The organism is Fictibacillus sp. FJAT-27399 (assembly GCF_001510655.1).
Taxonomy (GTDB): Bacteria; Bacillota; Bacilli; order Bacillales; family Fictibacillaceae; genus Fictibacillus_C; species Fictibacillus_C marinisediminis.
On record NZ_LMVC01000001.1, the window covers coordinates 967962 to 992676 of the forward strand.

Below are 24715 nucleotides of genomic sequence, written 5' to 3' on the forward strand. Positions count from 1 at the left end.
TGAAGAATAACCGGTAACTGGGAATATAGATATATATTACTCCTTTAAATAGGGGTTAGGAATGATACAATGTGCACACGGAGGTGTGGGATATGTTATTTCAAAAAAAGGAAGAAATAAAGAAAGACTCTACAAGTCTCAATTTAGAACTAACGAAATTAGAACTTATTAATATTCTTAGCGTTTTAAAAAATCGTTGGGTGAACATTGTTGAGTTTAACAAGCAGCACTTTCTAATTTTCGACATTAAAAGGTCTGCTCATGTAAAAGGAACAGAACTATCAGACATAAAATATGACTTCTGTTTAAAGGTGCCCCTACATCATGAATTTGACCTAAACGGATTAAATGTATTAAAACCAGAATTCCAAGATGGAAAGGGTCAAAAGAAAACGGCCAAAATTGATTTTGAAAATGCGATTTTGGTAGTGGTAGAGTCAACGGCACCATTGTTCTCTATCCATAAAAAGATAGTAGGTGTTCCAAAAGAGGATGAAGACTTCGAGGGCGTGTTTGATACTATAAAATTTAATGCTGGAACCGTGGAATATCTAAAAGAACGATACACAGATAGATACGATAGGCCCCAGTTTGAAAAGTTCATCAATGAAGTCAAAGTAAATGAAGTAGTTAAAAGACAACATAAATGGATACAAAGTTACCGGAAGAAAGTCGATAAATACTTCATTGTATAATACCCACTTTTGCAATTCTTTATATATTGATAACCAATATAAAAAGTTATCCCTTTGTCAAGGTCAACAGAAGGCGTTCTTACGAACCCTTCTGTTTTTCGTTTTCAAGCTTTTTTTCTTTCATTCAAATAACATTCTCCATTTACATTAATGAGCCCAATTATCCTGCCCGTAAACTTAATAATTGTGCTATGACAGATTTCGAATGTGTTTTTTGTGGTAAACCTCACTTATGAAGGTAGAATTTGTCCTAATTGCAAGCATAACAATTCCTTAAACCAGTATCAAGAAAGTGAAGTCCGTTATTTAAGATATGTAGACGAAGTTCTTGATTTTATTGTTTCTAATGTTCATTTTGAATACGATACACGCCAAAATATTAAACATCTTAACAAATATGAAACTACACTTCATTCAGCTACACAAAGGACGGTGCTCCCATCAATTTGTTCATTTAGTATTCTTAATTTATTTAACGACATTCCGAAGTTCCCCGCCTTTCCCTAAGTATTGTAAAGTTGAAATGACCAGGATATATTAAACCCTGCGTTCTGTTCATATCCCTTCTTCGCTAAATGGTGCGCTTCTTAAGTAAGAAAGCGTCTTCTTTACAAATAAAAAGGGTCCTTTTGAATAGGTCCAGTTTATGGAGTAACGAAAAAAGCCCAAGTTCTCAATCTTAATGTTGAAATTGGGCTTTTTAATATTAGAATTTCAATAAAAATCAAACATTATATGAGTTACGAGTTTTTTATTGTTATTGGTACATGATACATCTGTCTTAAGAAGCAAAGCAGTTGGTTTAATTACTGATTCCAATCTTCCATAGTTCAGTTGGAGTTCCGTTTTGGGAAGTATTGGTGATGCTAAAGTCATTATCATTCATCACAGCTAAGGAATGGTCGTTGGTCATGGTTAAACCTTCAAGTTTTTCAAACGGATAGCCTAGTTTTAGCATATCAACCACTAAACTTTGTTTTGGAAAAGCGATACCGGCTTTCTCCATTTCATCCACCGTCATTTGTTCTAAGCTTTTTGTTGTTCCGGTCGGGCTATTATATTTACCTTGTATATTTGTAGCTTCCGAAAGATCGATTTGATAAATTTTTTTTACTTGAGATTCACTTCCTCCAAAGCTGTCCCTTTTATCGACAAGGAGAGTATGGTCATCCTTCGCATATAGATCAGAAACATAAATGTTCGATTGTTTCAAATCATTATATTGTTTTTCGTCATCTGTTAAATAAACATATTCTCCAGCCACTTTTAATGTTTCCAGGTTGATTTTAAGAATCCTGAGTGCCCGCGAACGGTTACTGGTATCTTCATCAGGATTTCCAAGCGGTCTTTGCGTAAGAGCGAACATCCATTTTCCATCAGGGGAAATGGTAACTCCCTCAAACCCTTTATTAGAAATTCGTTTAGAAAATACAGCAGGTAAACTATCCTTTACTGGAATGTTCGGAGCATTTTCATATTGCTCGGACATGCCTGATGGAAGAAGTCGCTGTAAAATCGTACCGTCCCGCTTTACTTGTACAAGACTCGGACGATATTCGTCGCTGAGCCAAAATGTATCATCTTTCGGACTGTATGCGAGTCCTTCTGTGTCCAGGCCATAAGGGTCATAAGGCAATTGTTTTTCTCCTTTTTCATCATAGGGCGTTTCATCAAGTCCCGGCAGATTGGATACACCGGAAATGTAGTTATTACCGGTAATCTCGTCTGTGCCTTTTGGCAATTTTAGCTTGATCGTTTTAAGGATTTCCACTTCACCGTTGGATACTTTGATTTTATAAATCCTGGGTGTATACGTCGGCACGGGGAAGGTGCGTCTTTTTTCACCATTTACGACCACTTCACCATTTGGCCCCCGGTCAGCTGTCGTATAAAAAATAGTATCGGGATCCCCTGGAAGATGAGTGAGTGAAGAACCCATGCCTGCTTTTATCCCATTTCCTACATCAGGAGGATTTTTTACTAAAAACCGTTCTTTGACAACGGGATTTGAATTGCTTACCTGAGTGGAAGAAGTCGCTGCCTCGGTCACTGCATCGTGAGTATATGCGAATGCGGCTGAAAGAAAGCTAAAAGTCAAAATACCTGTTAAAACTATTTTTTTGTTCATGTCGTCTATGATCCCCCCGTAATTGTAAAAAAGTTTAATCACACAACGGAAGTATATCATTCAAATATGAAGAAATTAAAAAAGGAACGTAAAATAAATATGAAGAAGAGTTTGCGCCAAATAAACAGAAGAAAAGAAGCTGCTGTACGAAATATTTCAATCAGAGATTATTCAAATTCTATTCATCATATTGGAAGTACATCGATTCCAGGTCTAGTAGCAAAACCCATAATCGATATCTTAACCGGAGTTCAAGATATCGATGGGGTTGATCAATATAATTAAGCAATGATATCCATTGAACGACAACTTTGTAAATCCGCTTCAAGAAACATAAAAAAGGCAACCCCCAATAGAACTGGCCAATTGGGACACAAATATAGTGATAATCTCCTTTTAGCCTTTTTTATTTAAGTAGAACTCTCCTTTTTGCAAAATAAAAAAGACCGGCGTATGCCAGTCTTATTTTTGTTTTTCTTTTTCTTTTTCTTCCAACTTTTGAACAAGATCCTCAATAAAGTCATGAAACTTTTCAACCGTAACCCAATTTTGCCTTGCATCATATGTAGATGGTTTTTCCCATCTACCAAACCAAATACTTGAGTTTTTTCGAAAGAAGCTGCTATTTCATTCGATAGACTACCAAAGGCTATCACCACTTCATTTGACTGATCGTCCTTATTTTCTGTAACCAATTTATTAGTGATCACCTACTAGTTTAATAATATATTAATTTGATGATGACTTTCCCATTTTTGTCGATGAACCCTGCTTTTCCGTTCTTTTTTACATAGAGCAGGCCTTCATGGAAGTCACCTAATTCGTCGTATTGAGGAGAAATCACGACCTTTCCAGTTTTATCGATGAATCCATATTTCCCTTTGTAGTCGATATAGAAATAATCATATTGATTGGAAAAGGAGTTAATTTCACTATATTTGGGTTCGACTAGCATTTTCCCTGTTTCGGTTACGATTCCGTATTTTGAACCCATCCTCACTCTTATTAACCCTTTACCTTCCATTGGATCAATCCGGTCATATTTAGGTGTGATGATCACTTTTCCTTTGCTGTTTATAGCACCTTCTTTGTTTTTTTGCTTAAAAATCAAATAATCACGATTTATTAAGCCTTCGCCATAGGTTGCCATCCTTAAATAGTCATAGGTTGGCTCAACTATCACTTTGCCTGTTTCGTTAATAAAACCGTATTTATTATTCTGCCGGATAATAGCTAACCCAATCTGGTTAAAGTAACTAATTGAATCATAGCTGAAATCGAGAACGACTTCGCCTTTTCGATTAATGACCCCATACTTGCCGTCCTTTGAGGCCACCGCTGCATCTTTGCGAAATACATAAAGTGCGGTTTCATCACCGTCTTCTGCTTTCTCAAACTGTGGTTTAATCACCATCGATCCAGTTGTATCGATGAATCCAATCTTTCCATCAATAACAACGGAAGCCAGGCCTTCTGAGAAATGACTCGTTTCGTCAGAAATTGGCTCAACAATTACTTTTCCTTTTGAACTAACGAAACCGTACTTTCCACCCAATTTTGTTTGAGCAAATCCCTTGTTAAATGGCCAAATCTGATCATATTTAGGTTCAACCATGATTTTCCCACTTAAGCTCATCAGTCCATATTTTCCTGCGTTTCGAATCTTTGCCAAGCCATTTTGAATTGAACCGATGCTATCAAAAGTTGGGGCAACGATGACGTTTCCTTGCTTATCGATAAGGCCGAACTTTTTGTTAAGAATGGCAGTGAATACACCATTTGTGTTCATTGTAATTTCATCATATGTGGGGACTAAAACGATTTTTCCGCTTGTGTTTATAAGTCCGTATTCTCCCTTACTCTTGTAAAATGCAACTCCGTTGTGAAAATCATCGATTTTTTCATACTTGGGTGACACGATTGTTTTTCCACTTGTATTGATAAGCCCGTACTTTCCCTTACTCTTGTAAAAAGCGACTCCGTTGTGAAAATCACCGATTTTTTCATACTTGGGTGAAACAATTGTTTTTCCGCATGTATTGATGAGTCCGTATTTGTTGTCCTTTTCTACTAGAATTGGGCTCTTATAACCATCCGCTGCATACTGGTATTTAGGTGACACAATTACTATGCCCTTTTGGTTGATGAACCCATATTTATTATTCTGTTTGACTCTCAATAAGTTAGTTCGCTTTGATTGGGTAATCTCTTCATACAGCGGCTTAATGACAACTCTTCCTTTTTTGTCCATCATTCCATATTTCCCATTTTGCACGAATGAAACGAGCCCATTTGTAAATTGAGTACCTAGAACTTTTTTACTTGTTGCTGCATGTGTTGTGGACTGAGTTGTACCTAGTAACAAGCTCATTAATAAAAACACGAATACCCAAATCTTCAAATGATTCTTCATAAAATCTCCCTCCTTGTTCTTGAATGATGACATTTTTTCACAATCTGAATTATCGCTTGAACTTCTTTACTTTTTCATTATTTCCTACACCATTCCTCCTTTATAATTTAGACGAAATGTATATTAGGAAGTTACAAACTTATGTCTTAGGGGATCCATATTTTCATCTTGTCGGTCAGCAGGTCCACTGGCTGCAATGATTGATGTATCCGAAATAAATAAATAAAAAAGACCGTTCAGTTTCATACTGAACGGTCTTCTACAAGCTTCACTCTAAACTATTAATCATTGTCTGCCGGCGATGGAGCCTTGCTTTCCGGCTGTTGGGCCACAGCATTTGGAGTAAGCGGTTTTTTGTCACCAGGATACGGTGTATCAAAACCTTTTGTCGCGTACCAGACCGCGTGATTCAGCATGTTTGCATTAACTTCGTCAGGTGATGCATTTTTACCCGAGATGAATGGCTTGTTTTTGTTGGACCATTCCGTCCATTGCTGTGCCAAAGCCTTGGACTCTGAGGTATTCTCTTGTGTATTCGCAAGTGCAGCTGTATTCGCCTTTGGCTGGCCGTTTAATGTGTCAAGCGGGATTCGGTTCGCTTCAGCCTCATATGGTGTGAAATCCGGCTTATTCGTAAAGATTTCGCTCATCGGCTGTGCGGCTGCATCATTTTGGTTCATGGCAGTCAGACCGAGGATTTGTTCAATACTGCGAACCATATTGATCACTGTCCAGTAGCGGCTATTGGTTACTTCTTTTTTCACCCAAGGACTGATCACATAGGCTGGCTCACGGTGCCCGTCCACATGGTCCAACCCATTTTGAGCATCATCTTCGGTAATAAAAATGACAGAGTCTTTCCAGTAAGGACTATGGGAGATTAAATCCACAATTTTACCTACAGCAAGGTCATTGTCCGCAACCATGGCCTGAGGAGTTGGATTACCTGAAGCGGTTCCTGCCGTATGGTCATTGGTTACCCACAGTGTATTTAATTGCGGCAAGTCCTTATTTTTTACATGCTTTTCAAACTGCCTTTTGAAAATCTCAAATCGGTATTGATCTGGAATGTTCATATCGAAGGTAGGATACGGTTTGTGAGTAATCGGCCCAAGAGACGGAATGTCATAGGTTGCCTGATAATGACCCACCGGAACGTGAAGATCACCTTTTTGTTTTCCGGACAGTTTCAAGTAATCATTGTACCAGTCTGTCCAAGTGCCGAATTTCTCAGGACCTGTAAATCCAGTCGTATCTTCTCCGAAGTTTTCCACAGAAACATCGTATTTGAGGGCTTGGTCCCAAAGATGTCCCGTTGGGGCATAAGCCATCGGATCTCCGGCTCCTCCTGGATAGCTTCGGACGTTGGCTGTGTCGGTTTCTTTATCTTCATAATCTGTATTGGTCCCTTGCATGACCCATTGGTGGCCGCTTGCAGATTGGATCCCTGAAACATAGAAATTATCCAACAGCGGGTAGGTATTGGCAAGCTTATGGAAGTTTGGTGTTACCTCTTTACCAAATTGTGTGATAGCCGGTTCGCCATTTCCTTTGCCTAAATCGCCAAGAACTTGGTCATAGGTTCTGTTCTCTTTAATGATATAGAAAACATGTTTGATGGTTGATGGCTCGCCAACCCGCTCTGGCATGGCAACCGGCTTTATGTCGCGGCGAGGTTCCGCATTCTGGTTCTTTAGACCAAACCAGTTATTATTGGCGTAAACCTTTTTTGTTCCTTCCATTAAATCATCTGCAGTTGGGAAAGGAATCATGGACAAAGAGCCAACTTGCGCATAAGAGGAATGTCCTGAAACAGTCACTCCTTGAATGGTTGATGTACGTGCAGGTCCAAGTGAGCCTACACCATCAGCGTTTGCCACAAGCAAGCGTTTATTTTCAGCATCCATAGCCATGTCTACAGGGAACCATGCTGTAGGCATAAGCCCTAAAAGTTCTGGTGTCTTCTTCGGACCTTTCCAGTCATATACAGCTACTGCGTTAACTCGTCCTAAACTGACTAGCAATCGGTTATTGTCCAGCATCCTGACCGCATTGGGTGCAGCACCTTTTTTAGACTTAGAATATGGTTTAATGTCGATGGTTTGGACTACTTTATCTGTTTTAGAATCAATAACAGAAACCGTATCACTGTTTGTGTTCGCAACAAAAATATACTGGCCGGATTGAGTCATGCGTTCTGGCTGGACACCAACTGGAATCGTTTTTGTAACCTTATTGGTTTTAAGGTCAACCACAGAGACCGTTCCAGTCGAAGTGGCACCAGTCTTCGGATTAACAACCACCTGCGTACCGGAAGAATCAACGGTTGTGTCACCAGACTGTGGTTTTCTGCCGCCTTGGTTGGTGACATATGCTTTATCTCCATCCACTAACATACTGGTTGGGGCATTTTCAACTGGAACCTTGCTCGATACAGTACCCGTCTTCGGATCGATGACGGCAAGGCTGTTATCCCTGTTCAGTGCGACGAGCAACTGCCCTTGAGGCCCGACTTTAATATCCAGCGGGTTGATGTTTCCTCCAACACTCGCTTCTGGGAGGTCATATGTCGTTTTGAGGGTTGGCGTGCCGTCGTTGGCAATCGTCATTACAACTACTTTTCCAGTTTTACCTGCTGATCCTGTAGCATACAATTCTTTGCCGTCCTGTGAATAAGCAACGCCCCACATATGTGAGAGTTTTAATTTAAAGCTTGTTGCCATTAATTTTCCGGTTTTGAGATCGACGATGTTTAGACCGTTTCCGCCATAATCTGTTCTTCCATTCAACACGGCCGCTGTTTTACCATTTGGGTGAACCGCAATGGAAATAGGATTGCCCCCAAACTCAATTTGTTTACCGGCTGGAGTGACGAGCTGATTTACAGGCGTTAACACCGAACCGTCTTGCTGGCGGCCCACAAACTTGGTGCCAAAGGGATCATTAATGGATGCGTATACACTTGCCGAACCAAGAAGCGCTGTACTTATTGCAATACCAGCAATCAGTTTCTTCTTGTGAATGATCTTTTTCACTTTCCTCTCTCCATTCTAATTGGTATGTTTTACTAGATTAGGATACTGCTATATTTTTAACGTTTGTTTACATCAAGGTAAAGTTAATTGTTTAACTATGTAAAATATTCAATCTCTTCTCTTCACAATTAGTATCTTAATAAAAAGAAAAAGCAGCCTTTGCCCAGGCTGCTCACGATGGTTTGGGTATTATGCATATATTTTTTCTTCAGGGATATTTTTTTGAGAAATGTTTGGTGAACCTTTATGCAACCATTTATAGACAATGGGAATGACAATTAAACTGATAAACGTTGAACTGATCAAACCGCCTATTACGACAATGCCAAGAGTTTGTGAGATTACAGAATCGGTGCGGGAGGATAGAGCTAACGGAAGTACGGTTAAAACAGTCGTTAAAGCTGTCGTTAATATCGGACGCACTCGAGTGGACGTTCCAAGAACAATCGCTTCATTTAACATAAGACCCTCGGCTCGTTTTCTCTCGATCTTATCAACAAGAACAATGCCATTTGTAACTACAATGCCTGTGAGCATTAATAGACCGACCAGGGCTGCTAGATTCCATTCCAATCGAAAGATAAACATAGCCGCCACTGATCCAATAAACGCTAAAGGGATACAGATGAATACGGATAATGGTGCTTTCCAACCTCTAAAGACTGTACCTATGATGAAGAGAACGAGCAATAAAGAGAAAGAAAAAGCAATTGCCATCTCATAAATCATTTCATTTACTTGTTCTGGTATTCCAGCAAAGGAGTAGCTGATATTCTGCGGCAACGGAAGTTTCTCTAAAATCGATTTTACTTGTTTAGTCACCCCGCCAATATCTGATGAAGTGATATTGGCCGTAACCTCGGCGAATGGCTGTCCGTCCTTTTCCTGAATTTCTGATGAATCGGCATCGGCTTCCAGTGTGGCAAGCTCATCTAATCTTACATTCTGTCCCTGGTCATTCTTAAATGTTTCTGACCCCAGGGCAGAAAAAACATCTGGAGGATTGTCTTTGCTTTTCAACACGACCGGAAAAGCATGTTGATTAATGGATATTTGCCCCTTTGTACCTTCCGCTGTATAAAATTGAATCCGATTTAAAAGGTCCTCCACTTTAATACCATTTCTTTCAATGGCTTTTTGATCAAGATGGATATGATACTTTTTCGTACCGGCCTCATCGTCAGCTATATCCTCTACTGCCAGCCCGGGAACTCTCGTAAGCTTTTGCCCAATTGTATGTGCCATGGATTCCAGCGTTTCATGATCCGATCCAGTGAAGTTAATCTTTAATTGGGAGTCATCTCCCGCAATCCGCTGATCCGTAACCGTGTATACGGCTTGTCCCTTTATGGAATCAAGCTGTTTTTGAAAATTTTCTATAAAAGAAGCAAGGTTTGTATCTGGGTTAACCGCAACAAATAAGTTGGCAACATTCGGTTTTTGAATCCAACCGCCGCCTGCATCAAAAACATCATCCGATTGAGCAGTAAAAGACGACCCAAGGACTGAAGAATATGTACCCACATGTTGATCCTTTTTAATAAGCCCTTCTACTCTTTTAACTTCTGCATCCATTTCTCTTAACGATGCAGACTGAGGAAGTTCGATCCGAACACCGGCTTGTCCTTTTTTATAACTTATGGGTAAAAAGTTCACTGGTAAAAATGCTGCTCCAATACCCGTAATAAGAAACAATAGAAGCGTAAAGGCGATGATTTTTTTCTCCTTGTGCAACATCCGCTTAAAAGCTTTATGCATGAGAGGTTCTAACGGATCATGAATACTTAGGGGTTTTCCCTTCGAAAACAGGTTGTAGAGAGTCGGCACCACCAGCATGGCAACCAATAAGGAAACGAAAAGCGCAATAACTACCGACCAGGCAAACCCTGAGAAAGCAGAACTTACGATGCCGCCGATCAGGGCAATGGGAACATACACCACAATCGTCGTTGCTGTTGAAGAAACAATGGCAGGGATCATTTCTGAGACCGAGTGTGATAACTGATGAAGTGTTATTTTCCCCTCCCTTTCCTGCACTTTCCGGTTTAAATTATCCAAAATAACAATGGAGTCATCGACCACTCGTCCCATGGCCACAATCAAACCTGAAACCGTCAGTATGTTCAAGCTGATTCCCAACGTTTTAAGTACACCGATGGTTGCTAAAAGACATATGGGAAGCGACAGAACAATCAATAAGGTGGAACGAACTTGACGGAAAAACAAGAACGTACAGATCATGGCGAAAAGACACCCTAACAACCCTTCTTTAACTAGTCCTTTTAAAGATGAATTCACTTGTTCACTTTGATCAAACAGAATGGACGATTTCACATCATTATTTTTTAGCGCAGGTATGGTTTTCAGCTTGCTTCTTATTTTTTCTCCTACATCTGTAATATTTGAAGTGGATGTTTTTAACACATCAAGCCGAACACTCGGCAGCCCATCGGTCCGGGAGATCGTTTGAAGATTGACCACTGAATTTGAAATGTCAGCTACCTTAGAGAGAGGAATTGATCGGCCATCCTGCCTTTGAACAGGCAAGTTTAATAACTCCTGCTTATTTAATGACCAACCGGAGACCTGGACAGGAATAGAAGCTTGATTACTTGAGACATTGCCCTGCAGTTCTGTTGTATATTTTTTCTCCATTGAATTTTGAAGATCGTTTACGGTTAATCCAGCCTTTTTTAGTTTTTCCTTATCAATGGTCAAAGCATATCCAGCCGTTCCACCACCCGTTACATTGATTTCCTTTACCCCTGGAACAGTTTTCAACCCACTTACGATATCTTCTTGGACCATCGTTCGTAAGGTGTTCTCGGTTACATTTGGAGAGGCACTGGTTAAATTGATGCTCATAATCGGAAACGAATTTGTACTAAGGCGTGTCACAACAGGTTTTTTCACACTAGCTGGCAGGGAAATCGTATCAATGGCATGGTTGACCTCCGCCTCAGCTTTTTCCATATCGTAGCTCATAGGAAAGTTGAGACGTAAAAGAGTGTTGCCATTTGAGGAGTTGGTTTCGATATCCTGAAGGCCATCCACTACCCGAACAGCTTGTTCAATCGGTTTTGTAACGTTCAGTTTCATTTGATCTGCTTGATAATTTTCAGACTGTGCAGACACAGTAAGAGTTGAATTATTGATTTCAGGCAAATAATCTCGTTGAATTTGCCGGGCAGCCATCGCCCCCCAAGCAATAATCAGTATTATCAGAGTGATAATAAGAACGGCCCGTTTCATCGATGCGTCAATGAGTGATTTCATCATTTTTCTTTTACGCCTCCAAACTTTATACATTCTGTTCATCAAACAAGATGATTATTTTAATATAATGGACAGTTGTAAAAATTCGATTAATGAAGCGTAAAAGAATTATAGAATTGTAGATAATTTACATCAGGGGTTTTAAAGTACCCCTTTTAATTTAGTACTGGTTTCGCTATTTTTCAGGTATCCTAAGGACAGTACTCTTTTGGAAAATTGGTTTAATTAATAAATACGGTACGTGAAATTGTGAATACCGGACACCTTTTCTGAGTCAAGCTTTGTACTCTCTTCTTTATTAGTTTACATTTTCACAGGGAGGAAATAATAAAAAAGGGGCTGTCCAAGAAGTCTGGTAGCTGTTGATCTCCGCTCCAGGCTGCTCGCTTTCCGCGGGGCGTGCGGTGAGCCTTACCGGCGTGAACGCCTACTTTTTGGCGCAAACGCCTGCGGGAGTCTCACCTGTCACGCTAGTCCCGCAGGACAAGGAAGGCTCCGGCAGCTTTTTATCGCACGAAGAAAATGTGAAGTTCATTTTCGAGGAGTCTCGCACCTTGCACTCCAATCAACTTTTCATTGAAGATTTTTCACGTCAAAGGAGCTGCCTGAAGGTCAATTTTCGACTTTCAGGACAGCCCCTTTTTAGTCTGCAACAACAGCAGGATTCAAGTCCGTACCGTAGGAGTTATCGATGGAACAAAGCCATTCGACCTTGGAATTTTTCTTGAACACATAGGTTGCCCTTCGTTCCATAGAATATTGAGAATCTTTTTTATCCGCCGAAATCTTCGTTTGTGAAATAACTAGCGCCGTATCTCCAGCTTCTCATATCACCATTTCCCCTTGAGTTGGTACGATACTGTTGTTGAAGTATGCTGCGATTTTAATGAAGGCTTTTTTTATCTCCTCTTTCCCCCTCGCAATCATTCCTGGCTTTACAATCAGAATGGCATCATCTGTATAACAGTTCAGCAGCGTATCAAAATCCTCCTGTTTGATTGCCAGGTCACACTTTTTGATTACTTCATTTAATTCGTGTTCCATCCCATTTCACTCCAGAATTTTAACAAACACAATAAATTCTTAATTCCATTAAATAAACCCGTTATATATTTTATTTCAATTTCCAATAAATACAATATACTTCACAAGATAAAAGAGCATGCAGGCAAACCTTTCGACTGTATGCTTTTTTATGCATAAGAGGCACTTCGAAAGAAATATTTAGTAATTTTTTAACCTGTTCAAATGAATCAACAAAAATAATCAGAATAATTAAAAATTAACTATTGAAAGCCTTTCCACTTGATGGTATTATTCAATCAACCAGTAAAATATTTAGTAATTTATAGTAAATTTTATAAAATAATATAACTAAAAGTTGAGAGGTTTTTCATGATGGCAACCATTAAGGATATAGCAAAAAAATCTAATGTCTCAACAGCAACTGTATCACGAGTGCTCAATAACGACGACTCCATAACCGTCTTAGAAGAAACACGCCAGCGCATACTTCTAGCTGCAAAAGAGCTAGGTTATCAAACCATCCACCAGAGACGAAAGCAGCAATCAGAATCCCAAAAAAATAATCCTGGCATTGGTATTATTTCATGTCAGACGGTGGAGGAAGAATTAAATGATCCCTACTTCATATCAATACGTCAAGGAATTGAAGAAGAACTTAATAAACAAGGGATTAATAAGGTTGGGAGCTACCGCTTGAATGACATGCTGACGGTCCCCCATGACCTCCTCAAAATGGACGGTCTTCTGATCATTGGCCGTTTGGGTGAAGACGTTTTAAAACAAGTAACCAAACACATTATGAATATCGTCTATATCAATTATGTTCCTGATGAGGAGCTTTACGATTCAGTGACGATTGATTTTGAAAAATCCACAAAAAAAGCCCTACAGCATTTCATTGGTTTGGGTTATAAACGAATCGGTTACATCGGAGGGGTTGAACGAGAACATCTTAAGCAACAGAAAGTGATTTCAGAAGATAAACGGCTTACAACATTTGAAAACATGATAAAAAATGGAGAGTTTGAAGGTTCAGAGGATATATACATTGGTGAATATACGATGTCTCATGGCTATGAACTAATGAAGAAAGCTATCAAGAAGAAGAATGTTCCAAAAGCATTTTTTGTTGCGAGTGATCCCATGGCAATAGGGGCTTTACGTGCTTTACAGGAAGCTGGACTGTCCGTTCCCTCAGATGTTGCCCTTATCGCGTTTGACGACATTGAAGCTGCAAGATTTAGCAGTCCCCCCCTTTCGACGGTGAAAGTTTATACCAAGGAGATGGGACAAACCGGGGTCAAGCTATTAATGGATCGAATGAATGGAAGGAAGCTCCCTGTTAAGGTTACGATTCCAACCTCTTTGGTCATTCGCCAAAGCTGCGGATATCATCTATAACAAAGCAACCTTTCAAGGAGGTGATTCAATAGATTAAGAGGAGATTTAAAATAAAAAAGGCTTATTCGCCCAGAAACCTACCAATCTAGCCCATTGGTATGAGTGACTGCCAATCACTAGTTTCTAGCGAATAACCCAGAACTCCCATTTACCAAGGAGCAACTATAAATTATATAGGAGCCCCGGTCATTGTGCAAACATTCTTAGGATCGTTTGTTTTGGTTTTAAAACCATTAATTACTAGGGGGAATTACGTTGAAAAAGCTAGGTAAAACATTACTAATAACATCAGCCATTGCTTTAGCTTTGACGGGCTGTAATAAACAGTCCAGCTCTGGAAGCGGAGGCACCGTACAATTAACCTTATTCTCTACCGTAACCAACGAATCGGACAAGGCTGCTTTAGCTGATGCCATTAAAGAATTTGAAAAGAAAAATCCAAAGATTGATATTAAAGAAAACTTTCCCGCTGATAAATATGAAGGAATGCTTCGGGTAAAAATGGCAGCTAATGATATGCCCGACTTGTTTGACACCCACGGTTGGTCAAAAGACCGATACGGTGAATATGTGGAAAATTTACAAAAAATGAATTGGGTAAAAGACTTGGATCCGGCGATGAATGACATTCTTAAAGACAAAGCAGGCAAAGTTTATGCTTACCCTTTAAATCAGGCGAAAGACGGTATTACATATAACGCTACCCTATTAAAAAAATACGGAATCCAACCGCCTGCTACGTTTGATGAATGGATGAGCGCCATGGAAACCATTAAAAAGAAGAGCAAAGGTGAGGTCACTCCTCTTTGGTTTGCAGGATCAGATAAAAGCTCGTTTGGACAATATTTTGATCAGTTCGCCACTCCTTTACTTGTAACCGATACCAAACATGACTTTAAAAAAGAGCTCTTATCAGGAACGTTTGACTGGTCGAAATTTACCTTCCTTCCTGAAAAACTGCAAGAAATGCAGAAGAAAGGATACTTGAACAAAGACGTATTAACAGCACAAAACCAGCAAATGACGGACTTGATGGCACAAAACAAAATAGGGTTCATTATTGGCGGAGGGTTGCTTGGCCCAGCTGTAAAGGAACTAAATCCCAAGGTCCAATTAGGCGTTATTCCGATGCCTGTCATCCATAAAGGCGACCAGCCAAGCTGGATTGGCGGAGAACGTCACACGCTTGCCGTCTGGAAGGATTCAGAACATAAAAAAGAAGCGAAAAAGTTTATTGATTTTATTTCACAGCCCGAAATGGTTAAAAAGATTGCAGAAGCAACTTCTTTGCCTGCTGGTCTAACCAACACTGAAGCTGATAACTACTTCGCTAAAGACTATGAAAAATACAAAGATGTGAAGGTCGAACCTTACTTTGATCGTGTCTACCTCCCTAGCGGAATGTGGGATGTTCTCGGTGCCTCTGGCCAGGAACTACTGTCCAAATCCATGACACCAGAACGAGTGTCCAAGAAAATGGGAGCAGAATATAAACGCCTTTATAAACCTAAAAAATAAAGCACGCTTGTTTAATCCATGAATCCATAACCGCAAAGGAGTTGAAATTCATGAATACCATGATTGGTGTTAAAAATGAAAAAGCGGTGCTTGCTAAAGAAAGAAAACCTCCGAAACATTCCACTCAGTCCTCACTATGGTGGATGTATTTACCCGCACTAGCCGCTGTCTGCTTTTTCATTTTATACCCGTTTCTCAACGGCTTGAAAATCTCACTTACGAACTGGAATGGTTTTTCTCAAATCTATGATTATATTGGCTTTCATCAATATAGCCGCTTACTAAAAGATCCTGACACATGGCTTGTTGTTAAAAATACGTTGCTTTACGGACTGGGAAGTACGTTGTTTCAAAATATTATCGGCTTACTGTATGCTCTGCTGCTGAATCAAAGTATTAAAGTTCGGGGCCTTACACGGACGATCATCTACTTGCCTGTCATCATCAGTCCCCTCATCATGGGTTACATTTGGTATTTTTTCTTTGCTTACCAAGGCGGTGCACTGAATGATGTATTGATTCTTATGGGATTTGATAAGATCAATGCATTGGCCAACCCAAGTATGAATACCTGGATTATTGTTTTTGTAAACACCTATCAGTTCGTTGGAATTGCCATGATCATTTATCTCGCCGGACTTCAAAGCATCTCAAAAGATTATTATGAGGCTGCTCAGCTCGATGGAGCCTCCCCTTTTAATCAGTTTAAAAATATAACGCTGCCTCTTTTGATGCCCTCCATTACCATCAACATTGTCCTGAATGTCATCGGCGGCCTAAAACTGTTTGATGTGATTGTCTCATTAACAGGAGGCGGACCTGGAAATGCTTCTCAATCCATGTCCACTTTCATGTATGACTTATATTTTAATCGGCAAGATGCCGGATATGCCGCCACGGAAGGTGTGTTAATGGCCGTCATTATACTCATAATCAGTCTCTCTGCCCTGCTTTTCTTTAAACGCAAGGAGGTAGAAGCGTGATGGGAATCTTGAATCGAAAACATAAAACGCTGCTGACGATTGTTGCTTTGTTGATAGCGCTCTATCATCTGGTTCCCTTTTATATCTTGCTTACCACTGCTTTCAAAGCGAAGGGCGACTTCAGTTCGAAATGGATCTTCCCCCATCAATTTTCATTGGATAATTTTAGAGAAGCCTGGGAAATGGCGAACTTAGGACAATCCTTATTGAATACGGTGATTATCACGTTCTTTTCAGCTCTGCTTCTCATCTTTTTTGGTTCGCTGGCCGCTTACCCACTGGCAAGAAGAGATACCAGATTGAACAAGTTTGTGTATGTCTTTTTTATTGCGATTATGGTCATTCCCCCATTGACCGCTCTGGTGCCTTTATATCAGTTGGTCGTGGATATCGGAATGATGAATACCCGTACCATTGCCGTTTTAAATAACGTAGCAGCTTATATGCCGCTTACTATCTTTTTGTATGCAGGATTTATCCGTTCCACCATCCCAAAGGAATTGGAAGAAGCAGCTAAAATGGATGGAGCCAGCACACTTTCAATCTTTTTTAAAGTCGTGTTTCCGCTTTTAAAACCGGTTACCGCATCTATCCTTATCATTTCTTGTGTGTATATTTGGAATGATTATCAATTTGCGATCTTCTTCCTGCAAGCTGAAGAAGTAAAAACCATTACTGTTGCACTGTCCAGCTTCTTTGGACAAAATACGAACAATTTGAACCTCGTAGCGGCAGCGGCCATCATGGCAGTAGCTCCTATGATCATCTTATTCTTGTTCTTGCAAAAGCACTTTATAGAAGGTCTGGCTTCAGGTTCTGTAAAAGGATAAAAAAAACAAGTGGAGGGTTAACGATGAAGGTTACAATTATTGGAGCAGGAAGTGTAGTTTTTGCCAAGCGTTTAATTACAGACATTTTAAGTTTTCCAGAGTTGCGGGATACTACCTTTTCTTTAACCGATATTCATGCGGAACGGCTGCAAACCGCAGAAAAAATGACAAAATCTATCATCGCTCAGTTCGGAAACAATGCTCAGGTAGAAGCGCACATCGATCGAAAGCAGGCTTTGGCCAATGCTGATTATGTACTTAACTTAATCCAAGTGGGAATGCATGAAGCAACTTTAGTTGATTTTGAAATTCCAAAACGGTATGGGTTAAAACAAACCATTGCCGACACACTAGGTGTTGGAGGCGTATTCCGTGCATTACGGACCATACCGGTTCTCCTCGACATCTGCAGAGATATGGAAGAAGTTTGTCCAGAGGCGTATTTGCTTAATTATACAAATCCGATGGCCATGCTCATGCTGGCCATTCAGAAAGCATCTTCTATAAAATCAGTCGGATTGTGCCATAGTGTTCAAAACACTGCGGATGAATTGTCCTCTTACTTAAACATTCCCGTGGAAGAACTGGAGTACAAAGTTGCGGGGATCAATCATATGGCCTGGTTCTTGGAGTTAAAAAGAAATGGTCAGGATCTTTATCCTTCTCTCTTTGAAGCTATGAAAGACCCAGACATTTATGCCAAAGATAAAGTACGGTTTGAAATGATGAAAAGATTGAATTTCTTTATCACAGAATCCAGTGAACATATGTCCGAATACACACCGTATTTTATTAAACGGGATCAGTTAATTCAGGACTTTGATATTCCAATTGATGAATATGTGAGAAGAAGCGAAGACAATTTAAAGCAATTTGCCGAAACACAAAAGATGATAGACCAAGGGAAGGCCTTTCCAATGGAAAAAAGCCATGAATTTGGAGCCCCTATCATTCATTCTCTAGAAACGGGGATCAACCGAGAGATTTGGGGAAATGTGTTAAATACACAACTTATTACGAATCTGCCGAATAATTCCTGCGTGGAAGTTCCTTGCTTGGTCAATAAACGAGGGATTCAGCCTATTCATGTAGGCGATCTCCCACCTCATTTGGCTGCGATGAACATGACCAATATCAATGTTCAGCAACTTGTCGTTGAAGCTGTACTTACAAGCAATGTGGATTATGTGTATCAGGCAGTCATGCTCGACCCCCACACGTCTTCTGTTCTATCACTGGACCAAATGTGGAACATGACGAAGGAACTATTGGATGCTCATGCAGATTACTTGCCTGCATTTACTAAAGGGAGGCACTTAACCTATCAGGGCAAAGCAGTAACCTTATAAATGTAAAAAGCTAAGGATCCTCGTCCTTAGCTTTTTTATTAAATCATATTACTTAATTTGCCGGATAATTGATAAGTAGTAAACTCGTTGGAACAAGGCTGGCCATTTGTAATTTGTACTATACTCAAAGAATTCTACTAATACGCTATATCAATTAAAGAGGAAATGTGAATGAAACAGCGTCACGAGGTTTTTTTCAAACAATTAGAAGGCATGAGAAACTACCTGCTGAAAGTGGCAAATGTCACTGAGGAGGAAGCGCAGATTGTACCTAAAGGTTTTAAAAATAATATCCGGTGGAACCTCGGCCATGTTTTCGTGGAACAATGTGCATGGATTGAGAATTTAACCAAGGAAGAAGTTGATTTCCCTAAACATTTCAACGAATGGTTTGGTTGGGGCACATCTCCAGATGACTTTACCGCTGAAACTCCTTCACTCGAAGAATTGAAGCAGTTACTTAAAGAACAAATTGCTAATATTAAGGGAACATATGGTGATCGATTAGAAGAAGTATTTGAACCAACGCAGGGGATGGATACCCTTGAGCAAGTCCTTCTTTGGACGACTTTTCACGAGGGCATGCATCTGCAAACCATCTTGGATATAAAAAAAGTGTATGAATGCTTAATAGAAAATTAGGTGAGGACCAATAGTAAATGATCTTCCTTATATAAGCCCCTCCATTCTTCCCAATTGTCCCCTCTCAGGCAGTTTATTCCCTATTTACTCTTCCTTCCCTTCATCAGCAAATTATCACTTTTTGTTGCAATTAATAGCTGATTTTAGACATATTTGGTGAACACTTTTCATGGAATTAAATGGATTGGACCATTAAAATAGGTTCAGTAGGAAAGTCTTATTTTAAGGGGAGATGCTGGTGAAAAGGAAGGGTTTGTATTCATTGCTTTGTGCAAGTATCATTGCCTCAACTTGTGCTGCACAAACGGCCTATGCTGCACCCATTCAGTTTGAAAAGGCGACCAAGGTGATTAAACAGGAGTACAATCTTAACTCGTTGTATGATAAAAACTTTAACAAATATTCCATTCAAAGAAGCCCATTGGAGCAAAGACTAAAGGATATACCCCTTCACCCGGAGAGTTTCGGCAATCTAAAGACTACTAATGATGAAGATCCTTTATATGAGATGGAATACAATGATGATTTTGATGCAGCCAATACAGCAAAATTTGAAAAAGCCATGGTCGGCCAATTGCTGCCTCTATATGATGTTGATATGTTTAAACTGACAGTTCCCGAAAAAGGTGTCGTTTTAATCGGCGGCACAACCAACTCTACTGCCATACAGCTGTTGTTCGGGCTGTTTCAGAAGGATTATGCAGAAAACAACAACCTGGTTTATTTAGGGTACGATGATTCTGATCCGGAGGTTTTTGTAGAGGCATTTCGAGTGAACAAACCCGGCACTTATTACATAAATGCCATTGACTATGACAATCAAGACGACATTGATAACAATACAGAAGATGACCTTTACGCGGTAATCCCTGTATTTGTTGATGATGTAGCTCCATCAAAACCTGTCATTAATAAAGTAGATAACAATGATAAGGCAGTAACAGGAAAGGCAGAAGCCAATTCTACGATTTCGATCAAAAATGGTTCAAAAACGTTGGGTACCGGAAAAACAACGTCAAAAGGGACTTTCTCAGTCAAAATAAGTGTTCAAAAAGCGAATACCAAATTAACAGTCACAGCAAAAGATAAAAGCGGGAATATCAGTTCACCAGCCACCGTTATCGTAGCTGATGTCATCCCGCCGACTAAGCCTACCATTAATAAGATTGATGACAATGATAAAGTGGTAAAAGGAAAAGCTGAAGCCAACTCTACCGTAACAGTACGCGCAAACAGCAAAACACTGGGGTCCAAAAAAGCGGACAGTAAAGGTAATTACAGTGTCATCATTAAACCGCAAAAAGCGGGTACAAATGTTTATGTTTACGCTACAGATAAAGCAGGCAACAAAAGTTCCAATGCGGTCAAAAAAGTAGTTAAGCATTAGTCTATAAATCTGTAAAGGGACTGGCAATAAATTTTGTCAGTTCCTTTTGATTTCATTTTATTTATTCATCATTCTTCTCATCTTTCAACCTTAGGATTTAGTATTGTTTAAAAGAGAATCGTGGTGTATTTAGGTAAAAAACAGGTTTTTCAACAGGTTGAATCAGTTCCTTCTCACCAGTTTGCTGAGCTTTTAAACAGGCGTCCGAGGTTATAGCAGCAATGTAACCATCCCATGATGAAGGACCGTTGGGTTTTCCTGTTTTTCTGATAGAATCCATAAAGTCTTGAAGCTCTTTATCATACGCATCTTGAAAACGAAGTTTCCAATCTACTAATATTTCTGTGCTTCTTTTACCTTCTTTTCGTGTAACAACACTCGATACGTCCGGAAGATATGCGACTCCGTCTTCCCCAATTACTTCACACTGAATATCGTAACCATAATTGCAATTTACAAAAACCTCTGCCTGAATGACAATTCCAGCTTTAGTTTCCAGTATAAAAATCTGTGGGTCAATTAAATGCCCTAAAGCATGTTTGGTCTTTTTGGGAAAGAACACTTGAACCGATTGATATTCATCATTGACCAGCCAGTGAAGAACATCTATTTCATGGATGAGAGTGTCTGATACTGCCATATCTGAGGTGTAATTTTCATTTGAACTTGCATTACGATGCACACAGCGAATCATTAATGGCTCCCCAATATCATGGCTGTCCAGTACACGCTTTAATTGTACGTACCCTGAATCATAACGGCGCATAAAGCCTACTTGAACCAATCGTTTCCCTTGTTTCATTTCTGCTTCTATAATTCTACGACACCCTTCGGCTGTCGTAGCTAATGGCTTTTCACAAAAGACGTACTTTCCTGCCTCAATAGCCGCCAATACACTTTGCTCATGAGCCGGTCCCCAGCTTGTTACAAGCACTGCATCTACATTAGGATCATTGATCAATGAATGATCATCTGGAAAGATGGCGGCATCCAATTGAAACTCGTCTATAACACTTTTTACGGCTTCCGAATTCACATCAGTTACTGCCACAATCTTACCGCCAGATAATGTATTGGTGATTCGATTGATATGTTCCCTGCCAATTGCACCGGTCCCAATTACGCCAAATTTCAACGTCATGATTAACCCTCCTTGAATCCAAGTTCATTTAGAATCTTGTTATACCTTTTAGGTTCATACCATCTTTTCTTCCTTTTTGAATAGAAGCTTTTCATCAATGTACTTACGACTTATTAAGGCATACTCCAATGGATGAGCAATGGAAGGGTCTTGTTCAGCCTCAATGACAATCCACCCTTGATAACCATGTTCTACTAGCGTCTGATAGGGTTCTATAAAATCAATGCATCCATCGCCAGGTACCGTAAACAGACCATGTAAAAACGACTGTTGGAATGACTTCCCTCGTTCCTTGCATTCCTGTAAAGTATCTTTTCTTACATCTTTAAAATGAACATGTTTTATCCGGTCAATATGTTTGTGAAGCAATGTGAGGTAATCTCCATCGGAAACAAAGATATGGCCGGAGTCGTATAGTAAATGTACAAAATGTGGATCTGTATGTTCTAAAAGTCGGTCAATATCAGCTAAAGTTTGTACTCCGGTACCCATGTGATGATGGTAAGCCAGGCGTAATCCATACGTTGTCGCTATCTCCCCTAGAATATTAAGTCCCTCACATAATACGTTCCATTCTTGATCCGTAAAAGCTGGCTTATTCAAAAAGATATTTGTATCTTCTCCTTGAACGCTGTAGGTTTGCTCCGATACAACCGCCACATCCGCATGAACCTCCTGCAGATATTGGCAGTGTTCATGGAACGCAGGAATAACACTTTTCAAACCATCACGAATGATATAACTACTAAACCACTTCCCTGCTATCTTTAAATTACGAAGTGCAAGTTCTTTATTTAATACTTCCTGTTCAGGAAAAAAACCTCCGACCTCTGTTCCTTCAAATCCTGCTACAACAATGTCGCTCAGCAGGTGCTGCAAGGTGTTTTCTTCACCAATTTCCGGCAGATCATCATTCCGCCAGCCTATAGGGGCAATCCCCCAAAAGATACCTTGATTCTCCATCTTGGGTCTCCTTTTTTAGTATTGTTTTGCCTCCTGCAGCTTCTTCTGTTTTGCATCATAGACTTGTTGCACACTTTCTTTATTGGATACCTCAGCAACTCCTACATTCCACCAGGCCCCATATCCAGCAGTCATGGTTTTCGGCAATACTTTAATTTCAATCAGCGTCGAACAGGTTTGATGCTTAGCATCTTCAAGGGCATGGATTAGATCCTCTTTATTGTTCACCTGATAGGCTTTCGCACCATATCCTTCCGCGACTTTCGCGTAATTAATGTTTAAGATCTGGTTGTCTGACGTTCTAAATTCGCAAAAGTAACTTCCGCCCCCGTTTTCCATCTGTAGATTGTTAATACAGCCAAACCCAGAGTTATCAAAGAGAAGCAGATTAATTTTTTGATTGTATTGAATAGCTGTAATTAATTCAGAGTGGAGCATTAAAAAACTCCCATCCCCAACCATGGCATAGACTTCTTGATCGGGATGTGCCAACTTGATGCCGAGCGCACCAGATACTTCGTATCCCATACATGAATAACCATATTCCAGATGATAAGTATTGGGGACCTCCGATCGCCATAGGCGTTGCAAATCTCCTGGGAGGGAGCCTGCAGAACCAATAACATAACTGGCAGGATCAATGGTGTCATTGATGGTTACTAATGCAGTCGTTTGAGCAAACTCCGTTTCAAGCTCAGCCGCATATTCGTTAAGTATCTCTTGAGAGAAATGATTTTTAATTTCCGGATCAAATTCTGTTCGATTGAAACTTACTTGGCTTAAGCGTTGACGTTCTGCCAGCCATTCTTCTTTTAGGCAGGGGATGTCCTTACCAAAATTACTACGGTAACCTTCTAACATAGGCATCAACTGCCCTAACGTTGTTTTCGCATCAGCCACCACCTGAAATGCATCTAGTTTATATGCTTGAAAACGGTTCACATTAATGTTAAGGAACTTCGTTTGATCAAAACTGAACGCCGTTTTGGAAGACGTCACAAAATCGGTATATCGTGTCCCTATCCCAATTATGAGATCCGCCTGTTGTGCCGCTTTATTCGCCGACAAGGTACCGGTAACGCCCATTCCACCGAGGTTGTTGACAAAGGTGGATTCTACAGTCGATTTTCCAGCTTGGGTTTCCACCAGGGGAATGGCATGTTTTTCAGAAAGAGCGATTAAGACATCACGGGCTTGAGAATATTTAGCCCCTCCACCTACAATGATTAGGGGTTTTTCGCTCATCTTAATTAACTCTGCCGCACCTGTCAGCTCACGTTCAGTCGGTAACTGGCGGTCGAGGTAGTGGATTCGTTTTTCAAAAAAAGCTTCTTGAAAGTCATAAGCCTCTCCTTCAACATCTTGAGAGATACAAATGGTGGCTGGACCTGCCTTACCAGGGTCTGTCATCACTTCAAATGCTCGGAGTAAACTACTCATTAATTGTTCAGGACGGGTAATTCGATCCCAATATCTTGAGACCGGCTTGAGGGCATCATTGGTAGTGACTGCTGCGCTGTACTCTTGTTCAACCTGCTGAAGAACAGGATCGGGTTGACGGGTGGCAAACGTATCAGCAGGCAGGAAAAGCACCGGAATATTATTGGATAGTGCCGTTCCTGCTGCAGCCACCAAATTGGCGGATCCAGGCCCGACGGAAGTGGTAACAGCATAGATTTTCTGTCTTAACATTTCTTTGCTGTAGGCAATTGCTGCATGTGCCATTCCTTGTTCATTTTTACCTTGAATCACTTTTAAGTGTCCTGCGTCTTGTTCTAAAGCTTGCCCAATCCCAAGGACATTTCCATGGCCAAATACACTAAAAATTCCTTCAACAAAATGAAATTCCTTGCCATCCACATGGAGATACTGTTGATTTAAGAATTTTATTAGTGCTTGTGCTGTTGTTAACCTTATGGTTCTCATTT

Annotated in this window: 16 protein-coding genes and 3 pseudogenes; 10 read left to right on the plus strand and 9 right to left on the minus strand. The window is 40.1% G+C overall.

All coding sequences use genetic code 11. The features are described from left to right. The first annotated feature begins 92 nt into the window (after positions 1–92). The gene (locus AR335_RS04830; protein WP_062232428.1) at positions 93–695 is read left to right on the plus strand and encodes a hypothetical protein; all 603 of its coding nucleotides are present in this window, start codon (positions 93–95) and stop codon (positions 693–695) included. 802 nt (positions 696–1497) lie between these two features. Here AR335_RS04830 and AR335_RS04835 read toward each other — a convergent pair. Continuing rightward, positions 1498–2823: an esterase-like activity of phytase family protein gene (locus AR335_RS04835; protein WP_062232430.1), complete on the minus strand. Its 1326-nt coding sequence runs from the start codon at positions 2821–2823 to the stop codon at positions 1498–1500. A gap of 99 nt (positions 2824–2922) precedes the next feature. Here AR335_RS04835 and AR335_RS25105 point away from each other — a divergent pair. Continuing rightward, positions 2923–3105: pseudogene (locus AR335_RS25105) on the plus strand (GrpB family protein); the annotation flags it as partial. A 290-nt stretch (positions 3106–3395) separates the two neighbouring features. Here the strand turns inward: AR335_RS25105 and AR335_RS24830 are convergent. From AR335_RS24830 to AR335_RS04860, 4 genes and pseudogenes are all read right to left on the minus strand, one after another. Further along, positions 3396–3524: pseudogene (locus tag AR335_RS24830) on the minus strand (sugar ABC transporter substrate-binding protein); the annotation flags it as partial. 17 nt (positions 3525–3541) lie between these two features. Continuing rightward, on the minus strand, positions 3542–5236 hold the full coding sequence (locus tag AR335_RS04850) for a WG repeat-containing protein (RefSeq protein ID WP_062232436.1): 1695 nt from the start codon (positions 5234–5236) through the stop codon (positions 3542–3544). 281 nt (positions 5237–5517) lie between these two features. After that, on the minus strand, positions 5518–8271 hold the full coding sequence (locus tag AR335_RS04855; RefSeq protein ID WP_062232438.1) for an alkaline phosphatase family protein: 2754 nt from the start codon (positions 8269–8271) through the stop codon (positions 5518–5520). A 189-nt stretch (positions 8272–8460) separates the two neighbouring features. Next, positions 8461–11550 (minus strand): efflux RND transporter permease subunit, encoded by a 3090-nt coding sequence (locus tag AR335_RS04860; RefSeq protein WP_234293189.1) that lies wholly within the window; start codon positions 11548–11550, stop codon positions 8461–8463. A gap of 359 nt (positions 11551–11909) precedes the next feature. On the opposite strand from AR335_RS04860, the gene AR335_RS23625 reads away from it, so the two are divergent. Further along, positions 11910–12275, plus strand: coding sequence for a hypothetical protein (locus AR335_RS23625; protein WP_156418846.1), 366 nt, complete (start codon positions 11910–11912; stop codon positions 12273–12275). Here the strand turns inward: AR335_RS23625 and AR335_RS04865 are convergent. After that, positions 12190–12591: pseudogene (locus AR335_RS04865) on the minus strand (YybH family protein). The gene AR335_RS23625 and the pseudogene AR335_RS04865 overlap by 86 nt on opposite strands. 354 nt (positions 12592–12945) lie before the next feature. Between AR335_RS04865 and AR335_RS04870 the strand changes: the two are divergent. The 7 genes from AR335_RS04870 to AR335_RS04900 all read left to right on the plus strand — a co-directional run bounded on the left by AR335_RS04870 (position 12946) and on the right by AR335_RS04900 (position 20683). Then, complete coding sequence (locus tag AR335_RS04870) at positions 12946–13974, plus strand: LacI family DNA-binding transcriptional regulator (protein WP_062232595.1); 1029 nt, start codon at positions 12946–12948, stop codon at positions 13972–13974. A gap of 255 nt (positions 13975–14229) precedes the next feature. Beyond that, positions 14230–15492, plus strand: a complete 1263-nt coding sequence (locus tag AR335_RS04875; protein WP_062232440.1) for an ABC transporter substrate-binding protein — start codon at positions 14230–14232, stop codon at positions 15490–15492. A gap of 59 nt (positions 15493–15551) precedes the next feature. Continuing rightward, positions 15552–16475 (plus strand): carbohydrate ABC transporter permease, encoded by a 924-nt coding sequence (locus AR335_RS04880; RefSeq protein WP_369795794.1) that lies wholly within the window; start codon positions 15552–15554, stop codon positions 16473–16475. Further along, positions 16475–17305 carry a carbohydrate ABC transporter permease gene (locus AR335_RS04885; RefSeq protein WP_062232444.1) on the plus strand — a complete coding sequence of 277 codons (831 nt, stop codon included), beginning with the start codon at positions 16475–16477 and terminating at the stop codon, positions 17303–17305. Before AR335_RS04880 ends, AR335_RS04885 begins: the two co-directional genes overlap by 1 nt. Positions 17306–17328: 23 nt before the next feature. Next, positions 17329–18654, plus strand: a complete 1326-nt coding sequence (locus tag AR335_RS04890) for an alpha-glucosidase/alpha-galactosidase (RefSeq protein WP_062232446.1) — start codon at positions 17329–17331, stop codon at positions 18652–18654. 171 nt (positions 18655–18825) lie between these two features. Further along, on the plus strand, positions 18826–19296 hold the full coding sequence (locus tag AR335_RS04895; protein WP_062232448.1) for a DinB family protein: 471 nt from the start codon (positions 18826–18828) through the stop codon (positions 19294–19296). 238 nt (positions 19297–19534) lie between these two features. Further along, positions 19535–20683: an Ig-like domain-containing protein gene (locus tag AR335_RS04900; RefSeq protein WP_062232450.1), complete on the plus strand. Its 1149-nt coding sequence runs from the start codon at positions 19535–19537 to the stop codon at positions 20681–20683. 97 nt (positions 20684–20780) lie between these two features. Here the strand turns inward: AR335_RS04900 and AR335_RS04905 are convergent, their stop codons facing one another. From AR335_RS04905 to iolD, 3 genes are read right to left on the minus strand one after another with little or no spacing between them, the layout of a single operon-like run. Further along, positions 20781–21824, minus strand: coding sequence for a Gfo/Idh/MocA family protein (locus AR335_RS04905; RefSeq protein ID WP_062232452.1), 1044 nt, complete (start codon positions 21822–21824; stop codon positions 20781–20783). Positions 21825–21878: 54 nt separating this feature from the next. Beyond that, positions 21879–22787: a myo-inosose-2 dehydratase gene (gene iolE / locus AR335_RS04910; protein WP_062232454.1), complete on the minus strand. Its 909-nt coding sequence runs from the start codon at positions 22785–22787 to the stop codon at positions 21879–21881. Between the two features lie 15 nt (positions 22788–22802). Beyond that, positions 22803–24713, minus strand: coding sequence for a 3D-(3,5/4)-trihydroxycyclohexane-1,2-dione acylhydrolase (decyclizing) (gene iolD / locus AR335_RS04915; protein WP_062232456.1), 1911 nt, complete (start codon positions 24711–24713; stop codon positions 22803–22805). Between the last annotated feature and the right edge of the window lie 2 nt (positions 24714–24715).

Coding starts and splice junctions, on each gene's coding strand:
- AR335_RS04830 (WP_062232428.1), top strand. CDS start 93: ATGTTATTTCAAAAAAAGGAAGAAATAAAGAAAGACTCTACAAGTCTC.
- AR335_RS04835 (WP_062232430.1), bottom strand. CDS start 2,823: ATGAACAAAAAAATAGTTTTAACAGGTATTTTGACTTTTAGCTTTCTT.
- AR335_RS04850 (WP_062232436.1), bottom strand. CDS start 5,236: ATGAAGAATCATTTGAAGATTTGGGTATTCGTGTTTTTATTAATGAGC.
- AR335_RS04860 (WP_234293189.1), bottom strand. CDS start 11,550: ATGATGAAATCACTCATTGACGCATCGATGAAACGGGCCGTTCTTATT.
- AR335_RS04870 (WP_062232595.1), top strand. CDS start 12,946: ATGGCAACCATTAAGGATATAGCAAAAAAATCTAATGTCTCAACAGCA.
- AR335_RS04880 (WP_369795794.1), top strand. CDS start 15,552: ATGATTGGTGTTAAAAATGAAAAAGCGGTGCTTGCTAAAGAAAGAAAA.
- AR335_RS04885 (WP_062232444.1), top strand. CDS start 16,475: ATGGGAATCTTGAATCGAAAACATAAAACGCTGCTGACGATTGTTGCT.
- AR335_RS04890 (WP_062232446.1), top strand. CDS start 17,329: ATGAAGGTTACAATTATTGGAGCAGGAAGTGTAGTTTTTGCCAAGCGT.
- AR335_RS04895 (WP_062232448.1), top strand. CDS start 18,826: ATGAAACAGCGTCACGAGGTTTTTTTCAAACAATTAGAAGGCATGAGA.
- AR335_RS04905 (WP_062232452.1), bottom strand. CDS start 21,824: ATGACGTTGAAATTTGGCGTAATTGGGACCGGTGCAATTGGCAGGGAA.
- iolE (WP_062232454.1), bottom strand. CDS start 22,787: ATGGAGAATCAAGGTATCTTTTGGGGGATTGCCCCTATAGGCTGGCGG.
- iolD (WP_062232456.1), bottom strand. CDS start 24,713: ATGAGAACCATAAGGTTAACAACAGCACAAGCACTAATAAAATTCTTA.